14 protein-coding genes are annotated in these 20,456 nt (G+C 46.2%); all 14 read left to right on the forward strand.

Annotation, left to right across the window (positions count from 1 at the left end; genetic code table 11):
- The first annotated feature begins 138 nt into the window (after positions 1-138).
- From FGM00_RS12845 to FGM00_RS12910, 14 genes are read left to right on the forward strand one after another with little or no spacing between them, the layout of a single operon-like run.
- The gene (locus FGM00_RS12845; RefSeq protein ID WP_138853298.1) at positions 139-735 is read left to right on the forward strand and encodes a Pvc16 family protein; all 597 of its coding nucleotides are present in this window, start codon (positions 139-141) and stop codon (positions 733-735) included.
- Between the two features lie 5 nt (positions 736-740).
- Positions 741-1,982: a hypothetical protein gene (locus FGM00_RS12850; RefSeq protein WP_138853299.1), complete on the forward strand. Its 1,242-nt coding sequence runs from the start codon at positions 741-743 to the stop codon at positions 1,980-1,982.
- Positions 1,983-2,003: 21 nt separating this feature from the next.
- A complete protein-coding gene (locus FGM00_RS12855) occupies positions 2,004-4,097 on the forward strand; it encodes a phage tail sheath family protein (protein ID WP_138853300.1) in 2,094 nt (697 codons plus the stop codon).
- A 49-nt stretch (positions 4,098-4,146) separates the two neighbouring features.
- Positions 4,147-4,575, forward strand: coding sequence for a phage tail protein (locus FGM00_RS12860; protein ID WP_138853301.1), 429 nt, complete (start codon positions 4,147-4,149; stop codon positions 4,573-4,575).
- A gap of 22 nt (positions 4,576-4,597) precedes the next feature.
- Positions 4,598-5,065 carry a phage tail protein gene (locus tag FGM00_RS12865; protein WP_236262777.1) on the forward strand — a complete coding sequence of 156 codons (468 nt, stop codon included), beginning with the start codon at positions 4,598-4,600 and terminating at the stop codon, positions 5,063-5,065.
- Position 5,066: 1 nt separating this feature from the next.
- On the forward strand, positions 5,067-5,249 hold the full coding sequence (locus tag FGM00_RS12870) for a DUF5908 family protein (RefSeq protein WP_138853302.1): 183 nt from the start codon (positions 5,067-5,069) through the stop codon (positions 5,247-5,249).
- Positions 5,249-5,938, forward strand: coding sequence for a CIS tube protein (locus tag FGM00_RS12875; protein WP_138853303.1), 690 nt, complete (start codon positions 5,249-5,251; stop codon positions 5,936-5,938). Before FGM00_RS12870 ends, FGM00_RS12875 begins: the two co-directional genes overlap by 1 nt.
- On the forward strand, positions 5,935-7,680 hold the full coding sequence (gene vgrG, locus FGM00_RS12880) for a type VI secretion system tip protein VgrG (RefSeq protein WP_138853304.1): 1,746 nt from the start codon (positions 5,935-5,937) through the stop codon (positions 7,678-7,680). Before FGM00_RS12875 ends, vgrG begins: the two co-directional genes overlap by 4 nt.
- 5 nt (positions 7,681-7,685) lie before the next feature.
- On the forward strand, positions 7,686-7,973 hold the full coding sequence (locus FGM00_RS12885) for a PAAR domain-containing protein (protein ID WP_138853305.1): 288 nt from the start codon (positions 7,686-7,688) through the stop codon (positions 7,971-7,973).
- A 10-nt stretch (positions 7,974-7,983) separates the two neighbouring features.
- Positions 7,984-8,427, forward strand: a complete 444-nt coding sequence (locus tag FGM00_RS12890) for a GPW/gp25 family protein (RefSeq protein ID WP_138853306.1) — start codon at positions 7,984-7,986, stop codon at positions 8,425-8,427.
- A 1-nt stretch (position 8,428) separates the two neighbouring features.
- Entirely contained in the window at positions 8,429-12,175 is a 3,747-nt protein-coding gene (locus tag FGM00_RS12895) for a baseplate J/gp47 family protein (RefSeq protein WP_138853307.1), read from the forward strand.
- A complete protein-coding gene (locus FGM00_RS12900; RefSeq protein ID WP_138853308.1) occupies positions 12,168-15,161 on the forward strand; it encodes a hypothetical protein in 2,994 nt (997 codons plus the stop codon). Before FGM00_RS12895 ends, FGM00_RS12900 begins: the two co-directional genes overlap by 8 nt.
- Before the next feature lie 11 nt (positions 15,162-15,172).
- Positions 15,173-19,042, forward strand: coding sequence for a carboxypeptidase-like regulatory domain-containing protein (locus tag FGM00_RS12905; protein WP_138853309.1), 3,870 nt, complete (start codon positions 15,173-15,175; stop codon positions 19,040-19,042).
- Entirely contained in the window at positions 19,018-20,454 is a 1,437-nt protein-coding gene (locus FGM00_RS12910; RefSeq protein ID WP_138853310.1) for a contractile injection system tape measure protein, read from the forward strand. Before FGM00_RS12905 ends, FGM00_RS12910 begins: the two co-directional genes overlap by 25 nt.
- Positions 20,455-20,456: the final 2 nt, after the last annotated feature.

A 20,456-nucleotide genomic window follows, 5' to 3' on the forward strand; every position in this document is an offset into this window, starting at 1 on the left:
TATCATAAATCCCCAAAAATGGGGATTGATTTGAAACGTCTTTGTTCGCATCTTGTACAATGGCGAACAGACGTTTGCCGCCCCTCCTCCCCCAACACACATCCCCCATAACGTAGTTTGAATTTAACCGCATCCGTGATGATCAGTAAGGCGTTGTCCTTTATCGAAGAGCAGACCGATTTATACTTACAGGGTTTACTTGGCGCGTCAACACAGAAATATGCCGTACTAGGAAACATCGCCCGCATCGTTGATAGCGGGGAAGGTAGCGAAACGGAAGATGCTTCCGGTGTAATCATCACCCTGGTCAATATCGAGGAGGACCTCATTTCCAAAAACCCCGATGGGGTATACAGAAATGTGGACCAAGTTGTGAAGACCAATCCGAAAATATTGGTCAACCTTTACGTGCTGTTCTCCGTCAACCTGAACACCTACACGACTGCCTTAAGCAGAATCTCCAACGTCATACAGTGCTTTCAAAGCACTAATTATTTTACCCAAGCGAGTTTCCCTTCGCTAGACCCTGGCATCGAGAAATTGCATTTGGAACTCTATACTATGAATTTCGAACAGGTAAACCACTTGTGGAGCACCTTGGGCGGTAAATATTTGCCGTCCGTTCTCTATAAAATGCGAATGGTGGTCATAGCTGATGAAGCCAACCAAGTTGGTGGCGGCCTTATCAGGGAAATACAAATGGAAAAGAATGTCTTATCAGGCACCTTAAACTAATTGCAATGCGATACACGCCATTATTTACGATAGCATTGGAACATGACTATTTCTCGGTATCCCCTCCCGAGATTTTTCGAATCGTACCGACATCGGCCACCGAGAAAGTGTTGAGGGGGGCAGGCCTGATCGTAAAATTTTTTCAAAACAAACTTTACGTCCTGGTCAAACACTTGGAAAACACAACGCCGCTTTTACAATTGAACAATGATTTTACATTGCGATTTTTTTTGGAAGTAACGGACTTCAATTTTTCCAGCATCACCAACTATAGATCTTCGGACCCTTATGCTGTCAAATTATACTTCAGTAATGGCAATTCGATCATTGATGGAAATGATAAATCGGTGAACGATATACTTTACCTCAATGAAAAATTACCCCAGTTCGACAATACGCTCGCCTATACGTACAACGATTTGGTACGGAGTGGCTCCGATACCGCCTATGAATGCCTTCAAAAAATAGATGCTGGTACCGGAAACCTGAACAATGGGTCGCAGTTCAGACAGCTGGAAAAAGTGAGCTATGTCTCACCTGCGACGGAGTTGTCCTTTACCGGCCCGAAAAAAATTGTACGGCTACAGGTTCCCGCCGCTGAAGTAACGGTTGAGTATTTCAAATACAATCTAACTAGCAACGATTTTGATATTGCGGTAAAACAAAGCGTCATCGGGCCAATTGAAAATCCGACCGCCATGCTGCTCGACGAGGTCTTGCTTCACTTTTACACCGAGGGGAACATCCCTTTCGGCGAAGGTATTTATAAGGTCGTGCTTAATACGACCCAAGAAGAATACCTCTATTTCAGGTTGGCGAACGATTGGCAGCCCTATTTAGGGCTTATCGAAATCCACAACAATGCGTTGGCGGCAACGGATACGTATCGCTTTTTAACGGAAGACGGATCCTTCTTTACCATTCCTCCCGATAATACGGAAATAGAAACGCGCCACTACAAAATCAGATTTGCCCCGGCCCAATACCTTCTCAAATACCGATGTAAAACGAACAAAGTATCGAATATCGTCGATGATGACGGGAACATCGTCTTCACCAATTTGGGCAGTAATACCTTTCAAAGCCAGCTCCCCGTTCGAATGAACGAAAAAGCGATCGATACCATTTCGGTAACCTATGACGGGTCGGATACCTTGAAAAAAACCAAAGTTCCCGGGCATAGGAACCTATCCATAACGGATGACGACAACAAGTATATCGTAAGCGAAACATTTTTGAATTTATAAAAACAATTAAAATCACACATTATGGCCACAGTTTTTAAAACACCCGGTGTTTATGTTGAGGAAATACCAAAGCTACCGCCCTCCGTTGCCCAAGTGGAAACGGCAATTCCGGCCTTCGTAGGGTACACGGAAAAAGCAGAAGAACGGGGAGAGTCCTTGTTAATGAAACCTACCCGAATTTCTTCCTTATTGGAGTTTAGGGAACTGTACGGAGGAGACCATGCCATCGATTCGGTATCGATCGTGGTCGATGAAAACAACAATTATGCAGTCGACAGTGTTAGCATCGCCAATACGGAAAGGTACCTGTTGTACGACAGCCTTCGCCTTTTCTTCGACAATGGGGGCGGTGACTGTTATATTGTTTCTGTTGGATTGTATGGAACAGCTCCCGTCTATGGTGATGAAAACGACAGTACGAATCCAGGATTGCGCACCGGGGTCAAGGCACTCGAAAAGTTTGACGAACCGACAATCATCTTATTTCCCGACGCCGTAAACGTCGTTACCGGAGGTGCCGATGACGGCAATTTTTATAGCCTTCAACAAATGGCCTTGGAACAGTGTGCCAAACTCCAGGACAGGGTAGGTTTGTTCGACCTTAAGGAGAACATTACGGAAGATCTGGACGAGGCCATTCAAAATTTTAGGAATAACATCGGCATCAACAACCTCAAATATGGTGGGGCGTATACCCCCTATGTTGTAGCCACCTACCCGCGTGAGGTAGACATCGCGCATTTTCAGGACGGAATCACGGAAATATCCACAGCAGCCGTTACCTTAAGAGATCTTTCTTCGGACAGCGACCATTTGGCTTTGCTCGATGATTACGATGCGGCTGCGGCCCAAGTAACGGTAGTAAGCGACTACATTACCGAAATCAAGGAAGCAAATGAAACCGTTGGAGGCAGATATGGCGACTTCGATGGGGCCGCCACGGCGGCACCTTCCTTAAAGGAAAAATTCTTGATATACAAAAGGTCGGTCGATGCCGCAGCGGATTCAACCGAAGCAAGGGAACGAATTACCGGCTTATTCAACTTTTGCCGCAATACCATTAATGGTTTTCAAGATCTGTATGAAGATCTGGACAGTGCCAGCCAGATTTACAATGATGTGAACACCTATGCAAAGGCCAACAGCATGTGGCGAGGTGGAGCCTGCGGGATCATCAAGATCGATAAAAATGCCGACGTACGGGTGATGACCGGACTGGCAAGCATCGCTGCGGTACATGCGCTTTATGTTGATGACGGCGGAGATCCGATCAGCCTGGATTGGCTAGGTGTTCCCGCGATGACGAATATTACCATGTCGCCAAAGGACTATGGGGATCCTACCGATTTGCCCAGCAACGTAAGCATCGCCAAACAAATTGCCAATGACGTCTTGGGTGAATTTGAAAAATTAATCGCCTTTGCCGATGCCGTTACTGCGGCTGCCGACGGATACAAGGATGCCGTACAGGATCAGCTCTATTTACAACATCCGATCTTGAATAGCATTAAGGAGAATATAACACGAACCATAAACACATTGCCGCCAAGTGGGGCCATTGCAGGTATTTATGCCAAAGTCGATAACACCAGGGGAGTTTGGAAAGCGCCGGCGAACGTAAGTCTCAATTCGGTGAGCAAACCTTCGGTAGTGATCAGTCATGAAGACCAAGCCAATATAAACGTCGATGCCGTTGCCGGAAAATCGATCAATGCCATCCGGACGTTTATTGGCAAAGGACCGTTGGTATGGGGTGCCAGAACGTTGGCCGGTAACGACAACGAATGGCGGTACATCAGTGTGAGGCGCTTCTTTAATATGGTCGAGGAAAGTTGTAAAAAGGCAACGGAACCTTTCGTCTTCGAGCCAAACGATGCCAACACTTGGATCAAAGTGCAGACGATGATCGAGAATTTTTTGACCCTTCAATGGCGGCAGGGCGCACTTCAAGGTGCCAAGCCCGAACACGCATTCTACGTTGCGGTCGGTCTGGGCAAAACAATGAGCGCACAGGACATACTCGAAGGCAGGATGATCGTCGAAATCGGAATGGCCGTGGTACGCCCTGCGGAGTTCATCATCCTTCAATTCTCTCATAAACTGGCAGAATCGTAGTCAAATAACGGTCAAAAAAATACAATAATTTATAACTAAAAATAGCATCATGGAGACATATCCGCTAACAAAATTTCACTTCAGAGTTGATTGGAACGGCAATAAAATCGGTTTCACAGAGGTCACCGGTCTCGATTTTCAGGTAGAACCCATCGAGTACAGGGAGGGAAGTAGTCCGGAATACCATAAAATAAAAATGCCGGGAATGCACAAGTTCAGTAACGTCACCTTGAAACGGGGCACCTACAGTGGGGATATCGATTTTTACAATTGGATGAAAACCATCAACCTTACTACCGTAGAGCGACGGGACATTACGATAAGTCTATTGAACGAAGAGCATGAGCCTGTGATGACCTGGGGCATTAAAAACGCTTTTCCGATCAAAGTGCAGGCCAGCGATTTTAAGGCCGACGGAAATGAGATTGCCGTAGAAACCTTGGAATTGGCCCACGAAGGCCTAAAGATCGTTGAATAGGCAAACCCTTTAAATACAGATTGTGGCTGCAATTGATCATCATACCGCTGGGGGGTATTATCCACCAGTAGGCTTTCATTTTAAGGTAGAGTTTATCAGCGTCGGGAACGATAATGATGTGCGCTTCCAAAGTGTGGGGGGCCTAAGTATGGAGTTGGAGGTAGAGAACATCAAAGAGGGTGGCCAAAACCTGTTCGAATATAAACTCCCTGGGAGAAGCAAGTTCTCCGATCTCAATTTAAAGAGGGGGTTGCTCCTCGACTCCGAGCTAATCAAATGGATCAAGGATGCCCTGTACAATAGGGATTTCAAGCCGGCTAATATGAACATTAGCCTTTTGAACAGCGATCATGAACCGCTTTTGACCTGGCAAGTATTCAATGCTTGGCCTAGAAAATGGAGCGTCAGCGATCTCAATGCCACGGAGAATTCAATCATGGTGGAAACGCTCGAGATCGCCTACACGTATTTTACCGTTAAAAAAGGATAATATGGCGCTCAACATCAATCATTTAAAGGTGAGTATTTCGGTGAACCAGCCCAAATCCGAAGGAGGGGAAGGAAGCAGTACACCGGCTTCGGAGCAAGGTGCCAAAAAAACGGATCCAGACAAACTATCACAGGATGTAATAGAACAGCTACTGCAGATCATAAACAATAAAAGCGAAAGATAATGGCGTTAGGGGAGGTCGAAAAGTTAGAGATCCATGTGTATACCAGTGCCGACTACAGCGAAGATTCCTTGGTCAAATCGATAAAGGCCATGCTCAATCCCGAAACCTATACCTTGGATTATAAGGTAGAGTTTCAAGATGGCCAAGGCCAGGGTACCAGTGGGTCCCAGCAGAAATTTACCGTCACAAATCCCGAACAATTCGATTTTGAACTGTTGATGGATAGTACGGGCATCATCGACGGAAATCCTAGGGATTCGGTTGAGGAAGAGGTCAACGAACTAAGAGATCTGCTGATAAAGTATGAAGGGGAAATTCATGAGCCAAGGCACTTTATTATTGTTTGGGGTGGACATTTGTTCAAAGGGCGCTGTACAGGTCTAAACATCAACTACAAGTTGTTCAATCCAGACGGCACCCCGATCAGGGCCATTTGCAAGGCAAGTTTTAAGGGAAGCATAGAAGATAGGGAACGCGTGGCAAAGGAACGACGTTCTTCTCCCGACCTGACCCATTTTCGCCTTATAAAATCCGGAGACACCTTGCCCTTGTTGTGCTATAAGATTTATGGAAGTTCTGCCTATTATGTACAAGTGGCACTTGCCAACAAACTATCGACTTTTAGAAACCTGGAGCCCGGAACGGAAATCTTTTTTCCGCCCATTGAAAAAAATACACCTGTTGCATGAGCGAAGTAAACACCATACCAAGTACCAAGCCGAAATCGGTTTCCACTTTTACCATACTAGTGGATGGAAACAAATTATCCGATGAGTTCACGATAATGAGCATCGTGGTCCAAAAGGAAATTAACAGCATTACCAAAGCAACTATCCTCCTTCAGGACGGGTCTGCGGCCGAACAGGGATTTCCCTCCAGTAATGCCGAGGAACTTATTCCGGGTAAGTCCATTGAGATACAGGCAGGATACCAAACCGATGAAGAGTCTATTTTCAAGGGCATAACGATCAAACACAGTATCAAGGTCCGAAAAAATGTATCGGTGCTAGTGGTAGAATGTCGCCATGAAGCCATTAAAATGACCACGAAGCTAAAAAACAACTATTTCCATGAAATGAAGGACGATGAAATTGCGGATCAACTTTGCCGGGATCATGGCTTAAGTCTTGAAAGCGAAGCCACCGAGCTGACACATAAGGAAATGGTGCAATTCAACTGTACCGATTGGGATTTTATGGCCTGTCGTGCAGAGGAGAATGGCTATTGGATTACCACTACCGAGGGTACAAAACTCACTTTTAAAAAGCCCGATTTCTCACAAGCGCCCGTACTGTCCTTGGCCTATGGTTCTACCATTAAGGAATTGGACGCGGAAATCGATGCCAGGCATCAATTCGAAGCGCTAAAGTCGGTGAGTTGGAGTCCGGCCGAACAGGAGGCGATACAAAGTGAGGGCGCAAATCCGGAAGTTCCGGCGGCGGGTAACATAGCCGCTACCGAGTTGGCGGCAACCACCGCAAATAGCGAACTGGAAATCAGGCATACCGCCTTACAGGAATCGGAATTACAACTTTGGGCGAACAGTATTTTACAAAAACAACGCCTTGCAAAAATAAGGGGCAAACTAAAGATAGATGGCATTCATTCTCCATCACCCGGCCAGTTGATAGAACTGCAAAATGTTGGGGAACGCTTTGATGGCAAGGTCATGGTATCGGGGGTACGGCATCACATCGAGAAGGGCAAGTGGGAGACTTTTATTCAATTCGGGGAATCTACCGTGGCCTTTGCGGAAAAATTTGAATTGGAACAGCCGCTGGCCTCCGGCCTACTACCTGCCGCCCAAGGTTTGCAAATCGGGATAGTCACCAACCTTGAAGACCCGGATGGGGAAGAACGGGTACAGGTCCGGCTGCCCATGGTCCATGATAGCGATGAGGGTGCCTGGATGCGACTTTGTTCCCTGGATGCCGGCGAAAACAGGGGCTGGGTTTCCCGCCCGGAAATCGGCGATGAGGTTATCGTCGGATTCCTGAATGCTGATCCCCGATTCGGGGTCATCCTAGGGAAAGTGCACAGCAGTAAGAATACGGCGCCCTTTGCGGCGGCAAACGATAATCACGAAAAAGGTTTTCAGTCCCGGGAAGAACTAAAAATGGTATTCGATGACGAGAAAAAGTCAATTTCATTCGAGACCCCCGGGGGACATAAATTTATTATGAACGACGATGACGCTAGCATCACGCTGGAAGATAGCAACGGAAATACAATGGTGATGGACAGCGATGGTATTACGATAGAAAGTATAAAGGATGTAAAGGTAAACGCTTCCGTAGACCTCAAAATGGAGACCGGTGCCAATGCCGAAATCAAAGGTGGGGCCATGGCTAAAATGGAAGGAAGCGCAGGAGCCGAACTTTCTTCAGGAGGTTCGACAACGGTAAAGGGAAGTATGCTACAATTAAATTAAAAAATATGGGAGCACCAGCAGCACGAATCGGGGATTTTCATGTTTGCCCAATGGTAACGGGCACCGTACCTCATGTAGGTGGCCCGGTGTCAATGGGCGCGGCCACCGTAATGATTGCTGGAATGCCTGCAGCGAGGGTTGGCGATATGTGCACCTGTGTCGGTCCCCCGGATACGATTGCGGCAGGCTCGGCCACGGTGATGATCGAGGGAATGCCCGCGGCACGCATGGGGGATTCCACGGCACATGGAGGAACCATTGTTGTAGGTGCGCCAACAGTTTTAATCGGATAAAAACAAAGCGATGGAAAAGGCAAAAGCATTTATTGGAATGGGCTGGAGTTTCCCTCCGGACTTTAACCGCGAAACCGGACAAGTGGAGATTACCGAATTGTATGACGATATCCAAAAAAGCCTAGAGATTTTACTGACTACGAGGCCCGGCGAACGTGTAATGCAACCGAAATATGGCTGTCATATGGAACCGCTCCTGTTCGAGTCGTTAAATACCGGCGCCAAGACCATGATCAAAGAACGCATACGAACGTCGATCCTCTTTTTTGAACCGCGTATCGAGGCCAAGAAAATCACCTTGGACGATTCCAGACAAAACGAGGGCGTATTGCTGATTAGCTTGGAATACATCGTAAGTGCAACCAATAGCAGGTTCAATTTTGTATTCCCCTATTACAGTGAGGAAGCTACCGAAATGAATATACTAACAACGAACCATCCTTTAGCAGTGTAAGATGAGTGATTGTTCCGAAAATAAAAACCCATTGGTCAGAAATGGCACGAGCCAAGGACAAAGAGCGTTGGCAAAGCTCAGTCCAACCTCGGTGGAAATTGTCGACAAAGCCACCGAGGATTGGATGGTGTGGGCGGGTAAGTTTTCCGACCATATTCGCTATACGGCATTGAACAATGCGCCCGTTGGGACCATGAAGCCTTTTTTTTCGGCAAATGTCAGCGCGCAGCTTGCCTTGGTGGCGAGCTATCCCCCGGAAAAATTATCAAAATACATCAGGGAGGTATTGGTACGTATAGAAACCAAGGATACCGCCCTTAAACAGGAATTTACAACGCTTTTCGATATCATTTTTTCCTATTTTACCTTGGTAGATAGGCTGTTCAAGACCACCCGGGCCGATACGGAATACAACAGTATTTTGCTGTATCACATACAGGCCAAATTACTGCCATTGGAAGCCAGAACCTTTGCATATTACAAGGCATCATTGGAAGGAACGCCTGCACAGCGTTTGATAGTCGAAAGTACACCCACCGACTTGGACATTTTTCATGAGGCCTTAAACGGTCACGAAGATTTTATAGCCTCGGGCTTATCCGATCTTGAAGAAAAAAGATACCCGGCTACTTCCGATTTTGACACCTACTATAGTGCAATATCATCCGATTCTACCATTTTTGGTGGCTTGAGCGGTTTCAAGAACAGAATAAAATACATCGCGCAACATAATTTCTTTACCAGCATATTGGATGAAATTAGTGCCTCGGCCACATTTATCACCAAACATTCCCAAAAATACCTTGGCAAGTATCTAACGGATTGGCCCGACCACCAACCCAATTACGCCCTATATCTGACATGGCTTCAGCTGCTGGACGATACAAAAGCACATGTAAATGAGCTTACCGGAAGGCATCTGGATTTTTATTACAAAAACGTTTTACGCCTAAGACCCCTAGATCAGTCTCCCGATACCGCTTTTTTGGTATCGGAACTCAACAAGGTTACCTCGTACTATGCCCTAAAGGATGATACCTCGTTCATGGGGCCAAAAGATGAGGACGGGAATAGCATCACCTATGAAAGCATTCGGGAAACCGTCCTCAACAAGGCATCGATCAAACACCTGGCTGCCCTGTACTATGGCGGTGAAGATGACACGATCGGCAGTCAAATAAACAAGGGGCGCCTGTTCGCATCCCCTATCATCAACAGTGCGGATGGACTGGGCGAAGAACTCCCGAAAGAGGTAATCTCCTGGCATCCTTTCCATACAAAAACGTATGCAAATGCAGCGCTGTCCGATATCAATATGCCAAGGGCCGAGATAGGATTCGCCATTGCATCCCATTATCTAAGGTTAAAGGAAGGCCTAAGGCAAATCACGCTGACACTTACCTTGAGCAGGTCCATTATTCTGGATGCTGCCGAATACAAGGCCTATATCACCACTGAAAAAGAGTGGTTGGCATTAGATACGATCACTACGGAACATCCGAATGGGGCTTTAAGCAAAATGCAGTTCAAGCTAACCGTTCCCGCCGATAAAGACCCCGTGGTCGCCTATAACCAGGAAGTACATTTGGGGAGTCTTACGGCAACCGAACCGGTATTGAAAATTATTTTGGAGCATCAAGATACGGTTGAATTCAAGTACGATATCCTGAGCAGCGCCACCCTTTATAATATAGCCCTAAAGGTCAGTGTTGGTGAAATCGCCGGCGCCTACAATGAAAATGGGATAAAGAATTTGGAACTGCACAATGATGCCAGCCCCTTAAACCCGTCAAAACCGTTTCATCCATGGGGGGCCGAGCCTACGATTGGCAACTCCTTTATTATTGGCAGTGACGAGATTTTTTACAAAAAAGGAGCAAAACTGCAATTGAATTTCAAATGGAAGGATTTGCCCGAAGACGATGCCAGTATTGATTTTGATAACTATGAAGGAGTGTGGTGGTATCCTGTGCCTTATAACTCCAACAACAGTGTTTCGGGAGCAGGAATTCCACAAGTTGAAATTCTAAAGCTAAGCAAGAATAGATGGGAACAGGTAAAAGCTGATGAGCCTGTATTTAGTGCTAGTTCCGGCTCCCCTATCATTAACGAGGTGGGTTTTGTGTTGAATCTGTCCACAAACGACCATAGAGAACTATTTCTTGCGAAGGACAAGGCATGGAAAAGCTATGCAGCGGATGTAAACAAAGGATTCATCAAACTAAAGTTAAACCATGATTTTGGTCATCGCGACTATTACAACGCTCTTCAGAGTTATTTTAAGCTTAATTATTCCTATCATACCGCTCCCATTTATCCCTACCAACCAACTCTTGACTCTTTCAGTATAAGCTATGAGGCAAGTTGTAATCTTCTTATGTATACCACCAGCGCCAATACCTTTACCGAAAGGCCTTTGGCATTTTTTCATATAGGACCCTTTGGGGATAGCGAACAGCACAGGGTTTTGCAAAAGAGCACCCCTAAACTCGTCAGCAAACTTATCAGGAGTGCAACCGGGGCGTTCAAGGCCCAAGGCAGTCTTTTTATAGGGCTGGAGCATTTGCTGCCCGGAGATACCCAATCCGTTTTGTTTCAAGTGCAAGAGGGCAGTGAAGATCCGCTTTTAGACAAGCCCGACGCGCATTTGAAATGGGAATACCTAACCGCCCACAATGTTTGGAAAACCTTTGATGACGATGGGGTCGGTGATAACACAAGTGGCTTAATAGAATCCGGCATTATTAATTTCATTATACCAAAAGATGCAAGCCTGGTCCATACCGCTTTTGAGAACAATCTGATATGGATACGGTGTTCGGTACAGGAAGCACCCGATGCCGTTGCCAAGATTATCGGTATCCATCCCAACGCCGTAGCGGTAAAAAGGGCCATTCCGGAAGATACGGAGTATGAAAGCATGCTTACGGCCGCAGGGGAAATCAAGAAACTTCAGGAACCCGATGCCAGGATAAAAAAAATCGAGCAGCCTTATTCCAGTTTTGACGGCAAGCCCACAGAAGGAGACGAGGCCTTTTACTTAAGAGCCTCGGAACGCTTGCGCCATAAAGACCGGGCAATCACCATCTGGGATATTGAACGCCTGGTACTACAGGCCTTTCCAGAAATCTATAAGGCAAAATGCCTCAATCATACCAAAATAGAAGGTTCCTTGAGTGAAGGGGATCTGGTTTATAACGAGATTGCTCCCGGCCACATTGTTGTGATTACCATCCCGAATTTGGCCAACAGGAACGACATAGACCCCTTGAAGCCCTACACGAAAAAGAGCACCTTAAAAGCCATCAAGGATTTCTTGGGAGAGCGGACTTCCTGCCAGGTAACCCTGCATACCGCCCAACCCGATTTTGAGGAGGTGAAGGTAAAATGCACCATCACCCTTCGGGATGACTTCCCGGATGTCAATTATTACAAGGAAGTAATTCAGCACGACATTATGAACTTTTTAAGTCCTTGGGCCTTTAGCTCGGACACCGATCTTAATTTTGGTGGACGTATCCACCAATCCGTTCTCATCGATTTTATCGAAGAATTGCCGTATGTGGATTTCTTAACGGATTTTGAATTGATGCACCTTACCTCCGATGGCACGACCACCAAGGTAGATGAGGCCATTGCATCTACCGGAAGATCGATTCTCGTATCCGTCCCCGCCTTGGAACACCAATTAACCGTATTGCTGAACGAACCTGAAGAACTTTTAGAGATCAATTGTTTTGATGAATAAGCATGTCACCATATTAAAAAATCCTGAGTTTAGGGAGAGCGAAAACTACGACGCGCTTCGAAAAAAAGGAATCGACTTTATTGAAAAATTGGGCAGCACCTACTGGACCGATTACAATATTCACGATCCGGGTATTACCTTATTAGAACTGCTCTGCTTTGCCCAGACCGAAGTCGGTTTTAAGCTCGGCTTTTCGATTGAGGACCTCATTGCGTATAGAACGGATCAAGAAGTAAATTGGGACGATCAGTGCTTTTACACGGCCCGGGAAATATTGACCATCAATCCATTTACGGATAACGACTGGCGCAAAGCGGTAATCGACCAACAGGGAATTGCGAATGCCTGGATGCAATGTACCCCTTGTCCCTGCCATCCCGACTTTTACGGCGATTGTAAGGACAGTGTACTCACTTATGAGGTGACCGAACATCCCATTCATATCAAAGGTTTTTGGGATGCCTTGCTGGAGCTGGAGGTTGATTCGCAGTACGGCGATCTAAACGGGGGGAAGATCTTTCATCGGTTTTCCTTCGGAGGAGGACAGCACCGTGCTACCGCCGAAATAAGATTCAGTCCGTGGCACAAAGCAAAACTTGACGATGCGCTGATGCGTGTGATCAAGGATGGCCCGATTGCGGACCTGACCATCGAACGAACCTACTATCATCTGGATGTGGCCGATGCCGTTTTCTACAAGGCCTTGCGAAATCCGTTGCGGGCGGATGTTACCTATAAAATCACCAATACGGCTACCACTTTGGAGGAGCACATTAGCTTGGTGGAACTGCCTGTAAAAATTTGGTTCAAAACGGATGATGGAAGGGCCGCCCTTCAAAAAAGCGATATCAGTACCGTTTTTGAGGATATTACCAAAACGGGGCCGTTTAGCCAATACCTCTATCAACTTCAGAAGGCCGATGAGGCCGTAGCAAAAGCGAGAGCGGTATTGCATGCGCATCGAAACCTGGCCGAGGATTATTGCAACATTGGCACAGTTCCCATAGTGGATGTTGGCCTCTGTGCCGATATTGAAATGGCCGCGGATGCCGATATCGAAGCTGTGCTGGGCGAGGCGTACTATTTGATCACCGAATACCTAAATCCGGTGGTGAAGTTTTACACTTTAAGTGAGTTATTTTCCGACGGCAAGTATACCGAAGAAATCTTTCAGGGGCCAAAACTGGATCATGGCTTTATTTTGGAGGAGGAATTGGCGAATTCGGATTTAAGGACAACCATTTACACCTCCGATATCATAAACATTTTAATGGATGTCGAAGGGATCACGGCGGTAAAAAATATAGCGATTACCCGCTACGATGAAGCGGGCAATTTGGTTGAATCCCAACCCTGGGAACTCCATATCGAACCTGGTCATCAACCCCGGCTCTACATACATGCCTCCAAGGTTTTGGTTTTTAAGGATGAGCTTCCCTTCCTTCCCCATCAAGATGAACTGCATGATACACTACAATTATGGCGTGGCGTACGGCAGCAGAACAAGGTGATACAAGCCGATAATGATTTGGAAGTCCCGGAAGGGGATTTTATAGACCATAGGGGGCACTATCCTATGCAGTACCATTTGCCGGAAACCTATGGCGTTGGCGTACACGGCTTAAAAGAGCCGGCAACTGCGGCACGCAAGGCCCAGGCAAAACAATTAAAGGGCTACCTCTTAGTGTTTGAACATGTGTTGTCGGTATTTTTAAGGCAACTAGAACGGTTTAAGGACGTCCTCTCCATTAACCCGACCATTTCCAAAACGTATTTCTCAAGCTTGTTCAGCGAAGGGGAATTCAAGGGGGTATCCGATTTTTATGTCGATATCGATGACAATGGTTTTCATGACCTTTTAGAAGATCGGGGACAATTTTTGGACCGTAGAAATTGTTTCTTAGACCATCTTTTGGCACGATTTGCAGAGTCGTTTAGCGATTATGCCTTGATGCTCTACCAGGCCTATGGCTCGGAGGAAAAGGCCGAGGAGGAACTCATTTTCGATAAAATCAATTTCTTGGAAAAGTTCCCGGTGATTTCGGCCAACCGTGCCAAGGCCTTTAACTACAAAGATGAGGCCCACGTTTGTCATCCCGACAATGTCGCCGGCCTGAGCGAACGTATAAAGGTGGTACTAGGACTGAATGGTGCACATTCCTTCGTGCGGTATGAGGTCATCAAGAATACAAATGGCAAATGGAACGGTACTTGGCATCTTGAAAATGACTTGGAAGAACAGTTGCTACACGGTATCGAACTACAGGATATAGACCAGGAATACGATTTAAGAAACCAATTAAAGGATGCCGTGCATATGGCCATAGACCTACTTGCCCTAAAGACACAGCTTACCGTAGTTCCCGATGGCGGTGACTTTGCGGTAGTACTGGAGAACACCGATGGGGATATCATTGCCAGGTCCCCCGGCACCTTCGCCCTGCTCGTCGATGGAAACGACCATGTCAACCTCATCGAGACTTTTATAGATAAAATTGTTCTTAGCGAAAAAGTTTATGTCGTAGAGCACATTTTGCTCCGGCCCAGAAATGCCCCTTCCCTTCTTATGGACGGAGACCCTTTTCTCCCGATATGTATAGATAAGGATTGCAATTTATGCGGAGAGGAAGATCCCTATTCCTTTAGGATTACCGTGGTTTTAAATGGTGAACAAGGGGTGGCCAATAGCGGCATGGCCTTTAGAAGATTTGCGGAAAAAACCATACGCATGGAAACACCTGCGCATCTTGGCGTAAAAATTTGCTGGGTTTCGGAAACGCAACTCGAAGAATTTGAAACCCGTTACTGTGCATGGCTTTCCGAACTGGCGAAGGCGCTACCGGATAAGTCCGTTTTACAAGATAAACTAACAAAACTTATAGAAACATTTAAAAACTTAAAAAGTGTTTACCCCCAGGCCACCTTACATGACTGTGAAGACGGGGATGATGAAAACAGGGTTCGGTTGAATAGCACGATCATTTAAAATACAATCCTATGGCACAAGTAATTCAACAAGATCGGTATCCAAAATTTGTAGCAGATCAGGTGCTTACAGAGAAAAGCCTAAATCAGATGTTCGGCTATTTGGAGGAGCAACAACGCCTGACCAGAACCACCCTTATCGGCATAGGTATCCTGTGCGGAATGGAGGTTAGCGTAAATGCTGCAGGCACGGCATTGACCATATCGGAGGGTGTCGGGGTCACCTCCAAGGGCTACCTAGTGCCCTTTCCGGAAACGACCTATACGTTGTACAACGACGAGTTTTCGGCCGAACAAGATTTTTTTTACCCGCCTTTCCTAGATGCTGCCGATACCCAAAAGTTTCCGCTTCACCTCTTGCACAACGACGGTGCCGCCGAGGTTCAGAAACCGCTTACACCTGGATTTTTAGAGGACAAGGTCGTTGTTATTTTTGTGGAGCTCCTCAAGGTGGACAATAAGAATTGCGATCCGGATTCCTGTGATGACAAGGGGTGTACCGTAGAAGTTACCCACAGACCACTTTTAGTGGCCCAGGCGAATATCGATAACCTTATTTTCGGGGATGGCGAGGTACCTTTTCTGCACGAGCCTGCCTGCACCGAATGGCCGGAGATTAAAATGCCCAAGTACGATGTGCCGGCAACCCTGTTGTTGAGTTCACCTGCCATCCTTAAAGGGTTCCTCAACGTGCTCTCCAATGACTTCATTTTTGGCCTAGAGACAACTTTGGGGGCCGCATACAATTCCTTTGGGTATTACATCAAAGACGAATTTCCGAACAATCCCTTTTCTGGGCTTCGAAATTCCTTTGCTTTCCTATTTAATGGAACGATCACTGCGGAACAACTGTTGCACGTGCAATACTACTATGACTTTTTCTCCGATTTAATCCTGGCCTATGAAGAACTGCGAAAAATGTGCAATGATTGCCTATCGCTTTGCTGCCCGAACCAAGCGCTGTTTCCTCGACATTTGATTCTTGGCAACGCCATCAGTGCCCCTGACGAATTCAGACATCATTGGATTCCATCGCCAGCCTTCTCATGCGATTGTTGTTCCGAAGGGCGAATCAAATTCCTTTTAAAAAAAATAGCCCTGCTCATTCAAAAAGTCAGGATTCCCAGGAGTGCGCTCGCTACCAACGAGCGGCAATCGATTATTAGGATTACACCGAGCAAATACGGAGATTTACCCCTTTCGCAAAAAGCCATTCCCTATTACTACGATATTCTCAATGCTCCTAATGTATTATATGACAACTGGAATTTTAAGAAAACAAAACTCAAAAAAGGCAATACCAATTTATCATTCGACGCCGGGCTCTATAATTCCAATCCGTATTTTCATGACCCCCTAAGTTATGATTTAGAACCCTTTAACTTTCTTCGGGTGGAGGGTCATGTGGGGCAGAATTGGAAAACCGCCCTTGCCCAGGTGAACAAGATAAAATACGAAAAACGCTTACCCATAGATGTAGTCGCCTTGAACGGTGATATTTTCGCCCTTATCCAAAGCCTGCTCACCAGCAGCAATAGTCTGGCCGATATAATTTCCGGCAACAAGGATATCCTAGGGGAAATTCGGTGCTATTTTGCCGACCTCGAATCGCAGTACGATGCCCATGCCGCTGAATTGCGATGCGCAATAATCAAGATAATGGCGTATTTCTACAACCTGAAAAAACTTGATACCGATTCGCCACCCGTTCCAACGACCAACCTACCGCAGTCCGAAATGGTCCGCAAGGAATTTCCTGGCTATAGGACATTTGCCAATACCTACGGGGCCGATTTCGATGCATTTTACGCCCCGCTTAAAAATCAACCCTATATTACCCCAAAGGCCTTTGTGGATGGAGCGGCAGGCAAGGGCGAATTGCTGAGCCCTATCTACTTGATGTACTATTTGGAAAAAATTTATGAAGCCCTGCCCGATGGCTTGATACAACTTGAAATAAAGGAACTTACCCAAGCGTTGAACGACGCTTCAGGAGTTGCGGTCATTATGCTTTTGGCATTGGACAACATCCCTGATTTTGAATTACCCGCCATGTGGGAAGAAAGTCTGGATGCCGCGATTCGAATCTGCAAAGCTGAAGTTTTTAATGTCCTCTACAGAAACTTCCTTATCAATTACGTGCTTTTTATCTCCAACCAAACCTTTGCGCTCTATGCCTTTAAAAACCCCGGTGTACAGCACAAGGCAGGGGTAACCGTAGGCGGTACGCTAATTTTGGTATACAACGACAAACCGGAAATTAGGGACTTGACAAGACGTATCAATGGATCGGTCAGAGCGGTAACCGGCGCTCCCATACCTGGTGCGAATGTTATCGAAAAAGGTACGTCCAACGGAACACAAACCGACTTCAATGGAAATTTTGTCATCACCACCAAAAGTCAGAACCCTATCCTTGTCGTATCATTTGTAGGATATGCCACTGTAGAAGTACCACTTGATAGTTCCAATACAGTGCCAGTGGTATTATCGCCCGTGGTCTCGCGCGGCACCAATACGTTCGCCGCGTCTGAGCGAGTATCGGAAGAGCCGATATTCGCTAACGATCCCGGTCGGTTCAATGCCAAAGCGAACAGCCCTTTTATGAATTTGAGAAATAAAAATGAATCCGTAAAAAAGGCCGGTCTAAACGATATTTTCGAAATAATAGACCGTACGGGTGATAACGATCTTTCAGATCCGGAATTGGCCGCGTTGGTGAACCAATTCCCTGAAGGCACGGTAATCGCCGATTTCTTTGTGCCCAATATGTGTAAAGCGTCCTGTAACCCGATGAACTTCATCGTGATGGGCGATAAGGAACCAAAGCCCGGGGAAACGAATGTGCGCCTGGATATGAAACAACGGGCATTCTGTGAGGACGATACTGGGGATCATGAAATCCTAATTGCCCCTGAGGGCGGGGAATTAAAAGTAGACGGAACCGTCGTGGCCAATGATTTCCGTTTTAAACCGACTGACTTCGCACCTGCCGATCAGGCCTCAAGGGAAATCGTGATCACCTATTCGGTCAATGCCGATGTCAAGAATATTACGGTAACCGTCTTCAAGAAACCGCAGGTCGCCATATCGATCGCTTCGAAAAATGATGCCACTAGGGTAGTGACCTTTAAGAATGACACCAAATTTGCGGATAGGTACGAATGGAATTTTGGAAACGGGCAGTTTTCGGACAAGCAAGATCCGGGACCCATTGGTTTTGAAAAAGATCGAACAGCCGTGGTAACATTAAAAGCAGGAAACGGACCCTGTGAAAATGAATCACAACCCCTGACCATTGTTTTTGAAGAACAGCCAACCGAGGAGCGAAGTTGCACACCGATCGATGAGTTGGGCGATAAATTTAAAATCCTACACGAGCTGAGTACCGATAAATTCAAAGGTGGGGTTCCCGAATACGAACTTTTGATGAAAATCTTTTTGGAAAATTTCCCCGAGTTTATCGGCCTGCCCAAGAAAGAACAGTTCGATAAACTACGGCAAGACCTCACCCTGACCGTTATTCAACGAATTATCAGAACCCTCAATACCATCGTAGGGAACAACGAAGAGCATAGACAATCGGCAGTTCTGTTGTATGAAATCATGATGGGAATCATTATATTCTACTCTTGCTGCCAGAACCAGGATGTGGACGAGGCCCAAGTAAGAACGGCAAACACCTTGCGTATGATGCTCGGCCATCTCACCCCTTGGAAAGAACAGGTCGAATTCAAGGATGAGCAAAAAGCAGTGTTCAAAAATATGCTGGAAGCCGTCTTGAAGGAGTTGGACAAAACCAACAACGACACCCCTACGAAGGTGGTCTATATAGACTTCCTTAAACAACTTGCGGAATGTCTAACCCAATTAGCGACCTAATGGGAGGAATTCGGCAAAATAACATCCAGGAGGCACAGCTCGACTTTAAGATTCAAAACTTGGCGACGGATGGCATCAATGGAAACGATTTTGTCGCCTGGGCCAAAACCAATATTCTAGAAGTCTTGGACTGCCTCGCTACCGAATACACAAAACCGGAAACGGTAGTTTTGATGGAGGAACTTACCCTGGACCTCCAGCTCACCGTTCAAAATGACCTCTTTTCGGAAGGCGAAAAAGTACGCGACACCATCAGTCGGCAATTAAGGGCAGCCTTAAAAAAGGCTTTGGCCGAAAACAACATTAGCTGTTTGACCCATGCCCACCACAATGCCAAATTGGTTTTGGGCTATTTAGAACAAGGGCTGTTGACCAGTTGTGTTTCCGATGAAGAATGGGATGGGATGGTGACATCTTTTTATGGGGAATTGGCAGTGAACCAAGAGGTACGGTTTAAATGGGTGCAAACCATAAAAAACAAGCATGCCTTTATCAGGTTCTTTCGATTGAAAAGTGTTCCCGAACAACATGAACTCGTGGCGCAACTTACGAGTGAAATAAAGGTAATGCAACGAATCAATGCTTACTTGAAGTTGTTTACGGCAAATCCAGACTATTTTCTGTCCCTACCCCTAATCGAATTTTACTATACCCTCTTTACTTTCCTACCAAATAACAACTGGTCGTTAGGTGCCGTACTACAACTTATGGTAGTTCAACACATGATTCCCGACAAAATAACATCCCAGAATCTGACCATTCCCAAAATAATACTCGCGGAAGTTTCTGCGGCATTGGAGCAAGCGCCTACCTTAAAGGACCATCCCTTTGGCAATTCGACTGAACGGGAAGAACAGGGCATCAAGGAAGTACCCGGAAAGAACACAGCTACCATGCAACACGGCACGGAGGTCGGTGCCTATATCGGCCAGGCCGGTTTGGTGTTGTTGGCGCACTTTCTACCGCAGTTCCTCAAAAAGGTCGGCTACCTTAATGAAAAGGGTCAACTTATCGATGCCGTCGAGGTACCCATCCTTTTTCATTACATGGCCACAGGGGAAAGCAGTGCGCCCGAATGGAAGCTAACACTACCAAAAATACTAGCAGGCCTGGATCCCGGGGAGCATTGCAATACCGCACTAAGACCGGTTAAAAATCTCGATACCGAAATCACTGAATTCTTGAAAGCGATCATCGGGCATTGGAAGGCTTTAAAAAACACGAGTCCGGATGGACTGAGAGAAACATTTTTAGTCAGGGAGGGGGTTTTAAAGTCCAAGAACGGATTTTACTACTTACATATACCAGAACAAACCGTAGATATCCTACTCCCCTACATTCCCTGGAACTATACGACGATAAGACTACAATGGATGCAAAACATCCTATTTGTAGCATGGAATAAAAGTTAAGA

This window comes from Aggregatimonas sangjinii (genome assembly GCF_005943945.1).
Lineage (GTDB): Bacteria > Bacteroidota > Bacteroidia > Flavobacteriales > Flavobacteriaceae > Pelagihabitans > Pelagihabitans sangjinii.